Source organism: Mesorhizobium sp. M7D.F.Ca.US.004.01.2.1, from assembly GCF_003997785.1.
Classification (GTDB): Bacteria; Pseudomonadota; Alphaproteobacteria; order Rhizobiales; family Rhizobiaceae; genus Mesorhizobium; species Mesorhizobium loti.
Map to the genome: position 1 here is coordinate 1 of NZ_RZRQ01000278.1, position 7692 is coordinate 7692.

Consider the following 7692-nt stretch of genomic DNA (forward strand, 5'->3'; position numbering starts at 1 on the left):
CGTGACGATCGCCCGCAATTCGGCTTCTGTGAGGATCGTCATCCGGCTCATGCGGCACGCTCCTTAAGCGACGGCGCCTCGCCGCAGACAATTGTGCGGTGCGCGTTCATATCGATGTTGCGGCCGGAAAGCAGAACAACCACTGGACCGCTCGCCTTGACCTTGCCGGCGAGCAGCGCGGCGATGCCGACCGCGCCAGCGCCCTCGACGATCTCGCGTTCCTGCGCATAGGCGTGGCGGATGCCGGCGGCGATCTCGTCCTCGCCGAGCAGGATGACATCGTCGAGCAGGTCGCGGCACATGGCGAAGGTCAGCTGGTTGTCGAGGCCGATGCCGCCGCCGAGCGAATCCGCCAGCGTCGGCAGCTCCTCCACCAGCACCGGATGGCCGGCATCGAGGCTCGCCTTCATCGCCGCGCCGCGTGCCATCGAAACGCCGATGACTTTTGTCCGGGGACTGACACCTTTGACGGCTGCGGCAACGCCGGAGGCGAGCCCGCCGCCGGAGAGCTGGACCAGAACGAGAGCAGCATCCGGGACCTGCTCGATCATCTCCAGTCCGAGCGTGCCTTGCCCGGCGATGATAGCCGGGTGGTCGAAGGGCGGCAGCATGACCAACCCCTCCTGCGCCACCAACCGATCGACCTCCTGCTGGGCATCGTCCTGGCTGTTGCCGACGATGCGGACCTCCGCGCCAAGCCGGCGGATCTCGTCGAGCTTGTTTTCAGGTACCAGCCGCGACATGCAGATCGCCGCGCGCATGCCTTCAAGCTTCGCCGCATGGGCAAGCGCGCGGCCGTGATTGCCGGTCGAGGCTGCGACCACGCCGTGAGCCTTCTCCTCGGCGCTCAGCGAAGCGACGGCATTCGAGGCGCCGCGCAACTTGAAGCTGCCGGTGGTCTGCCGGTGCTCGAGCTTGAGATGAACCTGTGCGCCCAACTGTTCGGAAAGACTCTGGGATAGCACGGTCGGCGTGCGCTCGATCTTGCCGGCAATGCGCTCGCGCGCGGCGCGAATGTGCTCAAGGGTGACCTGTGTCATGATCATCAAGCACGCGGCAATGGCAGCGTCATCAGACGGCCGAATTCGGGATGGGCTGTGTCATCGCCGCAAAGCCGCAGACAATTCCAGGCGGTCGCCTGGTTGCTGGTGACCACGGGACGGCCGATCGCCTTTTCCATTCCGGTGACCGCCAGTGCACCGCGCAGCGCCGTGCAGGAGACGAACAGCGCATCGGCGCTCGCGTCGGTCGCCTCACGCGCCAGATCGACAAGCGTTGCGGGTGCGATGCGCGCCATCTCGCGGTCGTCCTCGAAGCCGAGACAGGTGAAGCTAACGATGTCGAAGCCGCGCGCCGCGAAATAGGCGGCCATCGGCCTAGATGTCTCGACCGTGTAGGGAGTGAGCATGCTGATCTTGCTCGCGCCCAGCACACGCAGCCCGCGCACGCCCGCCATCGGCGGCGTGACGACTGGCACGCCGGGCTTTGCAGCCTGGATCGCGGCCTCGATCTCGGTATCGCCGATCACCACCGACGCCGAAGTGCAGGAGTAGCAGATGGCATCGAGTGGCTCGTCCGGCAGGATCAGGGCCGCGCCCGCCGTCAGCGCCGGCTGCATCTTGCGCAGGTTTTCCGGCGTCGTCGGGTTGGCGTAGGGAATGCGCGCGACGTAGACGCCAATCCGCTCGCTCGCCACCATGCGGCGGAAATCCGGCTCGCTGGTGTGGTCGGTGGCAAGGATGATCAGGCCGACGCGCCGCTCTAGCGGGCGCACATCCAGCGCTGGCCTCTTTGGGTAAACTTTGATCTCGGGCAAGGGTTTCATCGGCTACCTCTCGATCTTGCCGTAGTGGCGTTCCAGCCAGCGCAGCAGCACGACCGAAAACAGACTGATGACGAGGAAGAAGGCACCGACCAGCGTGATCGGCTCGATGTAGCGATAGTAGGTGTTGGCGACACTTTTCGCCTGGTTCATCAGCTCCAGCACGGTGATCGCCGACAGCAGCGGCGTTTCCTTGAACATGGCGATGAAATAATTGGCCAGCGCCGGGATCATCGGCGGAATGGCCTGCGGAATGATGATGTGGGTCCAGGTCTGCCTGGCGCTAAGATTGCAGGCCTTGGCGGCCTCCCATTGGCCGCGCGGCACATTGTCGATGCCGGCGCGATAAACCTCGGCGGTGTAGGTGCCGTAGTGCAGCCCGAGTCCGATGACACCGGCGACCAGCGGCGGTAACAGGATGCCGATGTCGGGCAGCACGTAGAAGATGAAATAGAGCTGCACTAGCAATGGCGTGCCGCGAATGAACTCGGCCAGGAAACCGACGGTGCGCGATAACGCCCTGTTGGGCGAGCGGCGCGCCAGCGCGATGCCCAGCCCGACGATCGCCGCCAGCACCGAGCCGAGCAGTGTCGCCAGGATGGTGATCTTCACGCCCTGGATCAGCGTCGGCATGATTTCCCAGACGAAATTCCAATCCCATTCCATCAGGCACGCACCCCATCGAGGCCGCGCGCCATGCGGCGTTCCAGTGAGCGCACGCCCCACGAGATGAGCAGCGCCAGGACGAAATAGATGATCAGGATGGTGGCGAACGGCACCAAGGTGTTGCCGGTCTGCGACCGCACCACCTGCGCCTGGAAGGTCAGGTCGGTGAGCGAGATCAGCGATACCACGGCGGTCGCCTTGAGCAGTTCGATGGCGTTGTTGCCGAAGGTCGGCAGCATCACCAGCAGCGCCTGCGGCAGGATGACGTGGCGCATGCCTTGCCAGCGGCCGAGATTGAGCGCGGTGCAGGCTTCATACTGTTCACGGCCGATCGACTGGATGGCGCCGCGCACCACTTCGGCGGCATAGGCGCCGACATTGAGGCCGAGCGCCAGCACGCCGGCCTGCAACGGCGTCAGCGAAATACCGATGAAGGGCAGCACGAAATAGGCCCAGAACAATTGCACGAAGATCGAGGTGCCGCGGAAGAATTCGATGTAGGCGGTGGCCAGCGCGCGCAGCACGAAGAAACGCGACAGCCGACCCATTCCGGCGAGAAAGGCCATGAACAGGGCAAGCACCGATCCCATCAGCGTCAGCTCGATGGTGACAAGCGCTCCCTGCAATATCAGGCCGAAATAGCCGGACCACTGGGTCATTGAGGTTCCACGTTGGTAATTCTTGGACCCTTCTCCCCGTTCACGGGGAGAAGATGCCGGCAGGCAGATGAGGGGCAGCGCTAGCTTGGCAAAACTTGGCACCGCCCCTCATCCGGCCCTTCGGGCCACCTTCTCCCCGTAAAACGGGGAGAAGGAAAACAGGCGCTACTTCGCCGCGCAGAGCTTGTCGCGGGTCGTCGACATCGCGGCTGCCGCGGAGAAGCCATAGGGCTCGATGATCTTGGCGAACTCACCCGACTTCTTCATCTTTGCGAGCTCGACGTCGAAGGCGTCGCGCAGCGCCTCGTCGCCCTTCTTGAAGGCGGCGCCGTCGCAATAGACCGGCGCGCCCTGCACCGGAGCGATGACTTCGAGGTTTGGATCAGCGGCCTTCTTGACCAGATCATTGATCGACAGAACCGGCAGCGAATAGGCATCGATGCGGCCGTCCTGCAGCATCTTCACGCCGCTCTGGCCGTCCGGCACGACAATGACACGCTCGCGCGGCACGCCGGCGTTGAGCGCCAGCTTCTCCTCGGTGCCGCCGCCGGGCGCACCGATCGTGGCGGTCGTGTCCTTGGCGACATCCTCGTAGCTCTTGAAGCCTTTCGGGTTGCCCTTCTTCACCAGCATCGCCTCGGCGTCGCACAGCACCGGCTCTGAATAGACAACGGCAGCGCAGCGTTCCGGCTTCATGAACAGGCCGGCGGTGACGACATCGAAGCGACCGGCCTGCAGGCCGGGAATCATCGCGCCATATTCGGAGATCGAGGCGACGATGTCGGCGACGCCTAGGCGCTTGAAGATCTCGCGCGCCACATCGGGCGCCGCGCCCGAGACCTTGCCGTCGGCGGCGACCGCCGTATAGGGCGGCTCGTTGGCGATGGCGACGCGGGCAAAGCCTTGTGCCTTGAGTTGCTCGAGCTTGCTGTCGTCGGCCGAACCGGCGGTCGAGGCGGCCAGCACCGCCGTCAGTGCAAGACCGGCAACGCCGGCCAGAATGCTAGGTTTGTTCATTGTTCCCAACTCCTTGTTTCTTGTCTTGCTTTTGTTACGGGCGGCCTCGCCGCCCTTGACGGCGGCGTTGCCGCCTCGGCATTACGGTCAGACGCGATGTCCGGCCGCGATGATCTTCTTCAGGAAGCCTTGCGTACGCTCCTGCTTGGGATGACGGAAAATCTCGTCGGGCTTGCCTTCCTCGACGATCTTGCCACGATCGAAGAACAGCACCCGATCGGCGAAATCATGGGCGAAACCCATCTCGTGGGTGACCAGCAGCATGGTCATGTCGGTCTCGGCGGCGAGCTTGCGCATGACGTTCATCACCTCCTCGACCAGTTCCGGATCGAGCGCCGACGTCACCTCGTCGAACAGCATGATCTTCGGCGATAGCGCGAGCGCCCGGGCGATCGCCACGCGTTGCTTCTGCCCACCGGAAAGCTGTGCCGGCATGTTCTTCGCCTTGTCGGCCATGCCGACCATCTCGAGCAGTTCCATCGCCCGCTTTTCGGCGGCGGCACGCGGCGTGCCCTTGGTCAGCATCGGGGCCAACGTGACATTGTCCATGACGCACTTATGCGGAAACAGGTTGAACAGCTGGAAGACCATGCCGATCTTCTGGCGCATCCTTGTCAGGTGCCGCTCATCGGCGGGCAGCAACTGACCATTGCGCTCCATGTGGTAGAGCTGCTCGCCGTCGATCTGGATATGACCGCCATCGATGCGCTCCAACGTCATCAGGATGCGCAGGATCGTCGTCTTGCCCGAGCCTGACGGACCGATCAGCGCCAGCTTCTCGCCAGGCATGACCTGCATCGACAGGCCGTCCAGCACCTTGAAGCTGCCGAAGCTCTTCGAGATGCCGTCGATCTTGATAATGGGCGCTGATGCGGACAAATGAATTTCCCCGTGCTGGAGAAGCCTGTGCCCCTTAACGATGCGGAACGCGCCAAATCATGTCAATTGGGAAAATAATATCATGACAATATTTCCCATTCCGCACAATTCTTGAGCAACCAGTGCCGAAGAGTGCGCCGGGATTCGGGTCAGGCCGAGCCGAGAATGGGAGCCTCCGAGAACCGGAACGGAGCGTACTTTCGTACGTGAATACCGGAAGCGCAGGAGGCTACCTTTCGCAGACCGGCATCACCCGAATAGCGGCGTACTCGCTAGATAGCGAGCAGCAGATGCTCCGGATCGCCAAGCAGCAGCTTGGTGACAACGCCGAGGCCGGCGCGCAGTTCCCCCTCGGTGGTCGAGCCCAGCGAGATGCGCACCGCCGGATGCCAGGGCGCATCCGAGATGCGGAAGGAGGTGCCGGGTGCGATCGCCACGCCTTGCAGGCGAGCCTGGGCGACAAAGCTCTCCTCGGCGCGGTCGGCCGGCAGTTGCAGCCAGACATGCAGCCCGTCGCGCTTGGCGCGATAGTCGACCCCCGCCAGCACTTGCGCCGCAATATCCTGCCGGCGCCGCAATGCCGCGCGCTGCCAATGGACAAGCTCCATCGCCGTGCCGTCGGTCACCCATTTGGTGGCGATCTCCGCCACCAGCGGCGTCGCCATCCAGTTCGAGACCAGATGCCGGTTGGCGACGGCGGCGACATAACGGTCAGGCGCGGCGAGATAGCCGATGCGCAGTCCGGGCACGGTGATCTTGGTGAAGGAGGTGACGTAGAGCGTGCGCTCTGGCGCGAAGGCAGCAACCGGCGGCGGCCGGTCTTCGACCAGGGGACCCAGCACATCGTTCTCGATGATGGCGATGTCGTGCTTGCGCGCCACAGCCGCGATTTGCTCGCGCCGCGCCGCATCCATCAGCGTCGCCGTCGGGTTGATCACCGAGGGCTGCACGAACACGGCGCGGATGTCGGAAAGCCGGCACGCCTCGTCCAGCGCCTCCGGGATCAGGCCGTTGTCGTCGATCGGCAGCCCCTCCAGGTTGAAGCCGAGATAGCGGGCCAGCGGCACCAGCGTGTGATGGCCGATCGCCTCGGTGGCGACCGTCGAGCCAGGCGGCGCCACACTCATCAGCGCCACGGTCATGCCGGCGGTGGCGCCGTTGGTCAGGCTGATGTTCTGCGCGGAGGTGTCGAGCCCGCACAGTTTCAGCCATTCGACCGCCACCGCGCGGTGGCGCGGAAACACCATGTTGGGCCGGAACGAAAGGGCTGAACTCGACGGCAGGTTCTCGGCCAGCCAGCCCAGCGCCTGCTTCAGCCGCTCCAGATGCATCGGCTCGCAGACCGGTTTCAGGATCGAGAGATCGATAACTTCGCCCAGCCGCTCCGGCAGGTATGGCGGTTCCGGCTCGCGGCGCTGCGTCTGGACGAAGCTGCCGCGGCCGATCTCGCCCGAAATCAGGCCGCGCCGGATCAGTTCCTCATAGGCGCGGCTGACCGTCTGCACCGAAAGCTTGAGGTCGTCAGCCAGCCGGCGATGGGTCGGCAGTCGTGCGCCATTGGCAAGGCGCCCGTCATGGATGGCGCGCGCGAACTGGTCGGCCAGCGATTGATAGGCTGGCCGCCGGATGAGCGCGGGATCAGGTTGCCACAATGTCATGACTTATTAGAGATCGAAATCAGTGCAATTGACAATCGAAATAATGCGCCGTCATGGTGCGGTGGACGAAAAAGTGGACGCCGATGAACGCTGCGAAACTCGACCCGATCGACCTGAAAATCCTCGACGCCATCCAGCGCGACGGACGCATCACCAAGCTGGCGCTGGCCGAGCAGGTCGGCCTGTCGCCGACGCCGTGCTGGATGCGGCTGCGCAAACTGGAAAAAGCCGGGATCGTGTCTGGCTACCACGCCAGGATCGCCATGCGCGTCGTCGCACCCGTCGCCACCGTGCTGATGGAGGTGACGCTGGCCAACCACCGCCAGGCCGATTTCGATCGCTTCGAGCGCGTCATCCGCGACATTCCCGAGATCGTCGCCTGCTGGTCGGTGGGCGGCGGCGTCGACTATGTGCTGAAGGTGATGGCGCGCGACATCGACGCCTACCAACGGCTGGTCGATGGCTTGCTCGACCGCGAAATCGGCATCGATCGCTACTTCACCTACATCGTCATCAAGACAGTGAAGGACGAGATCGCGCTGCCGATAGCCGACCTGCTGCCGGCGTCGCCGTAGGATTGGAGAGATCCTCTCGCCGGACGGCACAATAGAGAGAGTCTCTCTACTTCAAGGCATCCAAACAGCCTCTCTGTCTGCATCGGGCGGATAGTCTTCCCGCATCAGTCCGAACCGGGAGGCATCGACCATGTCCGCGCATTTCGCCCGCTCGCATCGCCATGAAGCGCTCGACGGCCTCGCCGACCGCCGGCTGTTGCGCGAACTCGCCTATGTCGACGGCCACTGGACGGCGAGCGAGGCTGCCGAAAGTTTCGAGGTAACCGATCCGGCCACCGGCACCACTGTCGCTTTCGTCGCCGCGCTCGATGGCCGGCAGACGACAAACGCGATCGATGCCGCGGCGCGCGCCTTTCCGGCCTGGCGGGCGCTATTGCCGCAGGAGCGCTCGAAAATCCTGCGAAAATGGTTCGAGC

General features: G+C 64.2%; 9 protein-coding genes. 2 read left to right on the forward strand and 7 right to left on the reverse strand.

Annotated elements, in window-relative coordinates; all coding sequences use genetic code 11:
* Positions 1-47: 47 nt before the first annotated feature.
* The 7 genes from eutB to EN993_RS27325 all read right to left on the reverse strand — a co-directional run bounded on the left by eutB (position 48) and on the right by EN993_RS27325 (position 6701).
* Positions 48-1040, reverse strand: a complete 993-nt coding sequence (eutB, locus tag EN993_RS27295) for a hydroxyectoine utilization dehydratase EutB (protein WP_164757836.1) — start codon at positions 1038-1040, stop codon at positions 48-50.
* A gap of 5 nt (positions 1041-1045) precedes the next feature.
* Positions 1046-1825 carry an ectoine utilization protein EutA gene (gene eutA / locus EN993_RS27300; protein ID WP_109670036.1) on the reverse strand — a complete coding sequence of 260 codons (780 nt, stop codon included), beginning with the start codon at positions 1823-1825 and terminating at the stop codon, positions 1046-1048.
* Positions 1826-1828: 3 nt separating this feature from the next.
* Positions 1829-2488 carry an ectoine/hydroxyectoine ABC transporter permease subunit EhuD gene (ehuD, locus tag EN993_RS27305; protein ID WP_109670038.1) on the reverse strand — a complete coding sequence of 220 codons (660 nt, stop codon included), beginning with the start codon at positions 2486-2488 and terminating at the stop codon, positions 1829-1831.
* Positions 2488-3147 carry an ectoine/hydroxyectoine ABC transporter permease subunit EhuC gene (ehuC, locus tag EN993_RS27310; RefSeq protein ID WP_109670040.1) on the reverse strand — a complete coding sequence of 220 codons (660 nt, stop codon included), beginning with the start codon at positions 3145-3147 and terminating at the stop codon, positions 2488-2490. Before ehuC ends, ehuD begins: the two co-directional genes overlap by 1 nt.
* Positions 3148-3312: 165 nt before the next feature.
* A complete protein-coding gene (ehuB, locus tag EN993_RS27315) occupies positions 3313-4164 on the reverse strand; it encodes an ectoine/hydroxyectoine ABC transporter substrate-binding protein EhuB (protein WP_109670042.1) in 852 nt (283 codons plus the stop codon).
* Between the two features lie 87 nt (positions 4165-4251).
* On the reverse strand, positions 4252-5043 hold the full coding sequence (gene ehuA / locus EN993_RS27320; protein WP_109670044.1) for an ectoine/hydroxyectoine ABC transporter ATP-binding protein EhuA: 792 nt from the start codon (positions 5041-5043) through the stop codon (positions 4252-4254).
* 272 nt (positions 5044-5315) lie between these two features.
* On the reverse strand, positions 5316-6701 hold the full coding sequence (locus EN993_RS27325; protein WP_126067932.1) for a PLP-dependent aminotransferase family protein: 1386 nt from the start codon (positions 6699-6701) through the stop codon (positions 5316-5318).
* 83 nt (positions 6702-6784) lie between these two features.
* On the opposite strand from EN993_RS27325, the gene EN993_RS27330 reads away from it, so the two are divergent.
* Together EN993_RS27330 and EN993_RS27335 are read left to right on the forward strand one after the other, a co-directional pair.
* Positions 6785-7276 carry an Lrp/AsnC family transcriptional regulator gene (locus EN993_RS27330; protein ID WP_109670199.1) on the forward strand — a complete coding sequence of 164 codons (492 nt, stop codon included), beginning with the start codon at positions 6785-6787 and terminating at the stop codon, positions 7274-7276.
* 130 nt (positions 7277-7406) lie between these two features.
* Positions 7407-7692: aldehyde dehydrogenase family protein (locus EN993_RS27335; RefSeq protein ID WP_127265318.1), on the forward strand; the 286-nt coding region annotated here is incomplete at its 3' end.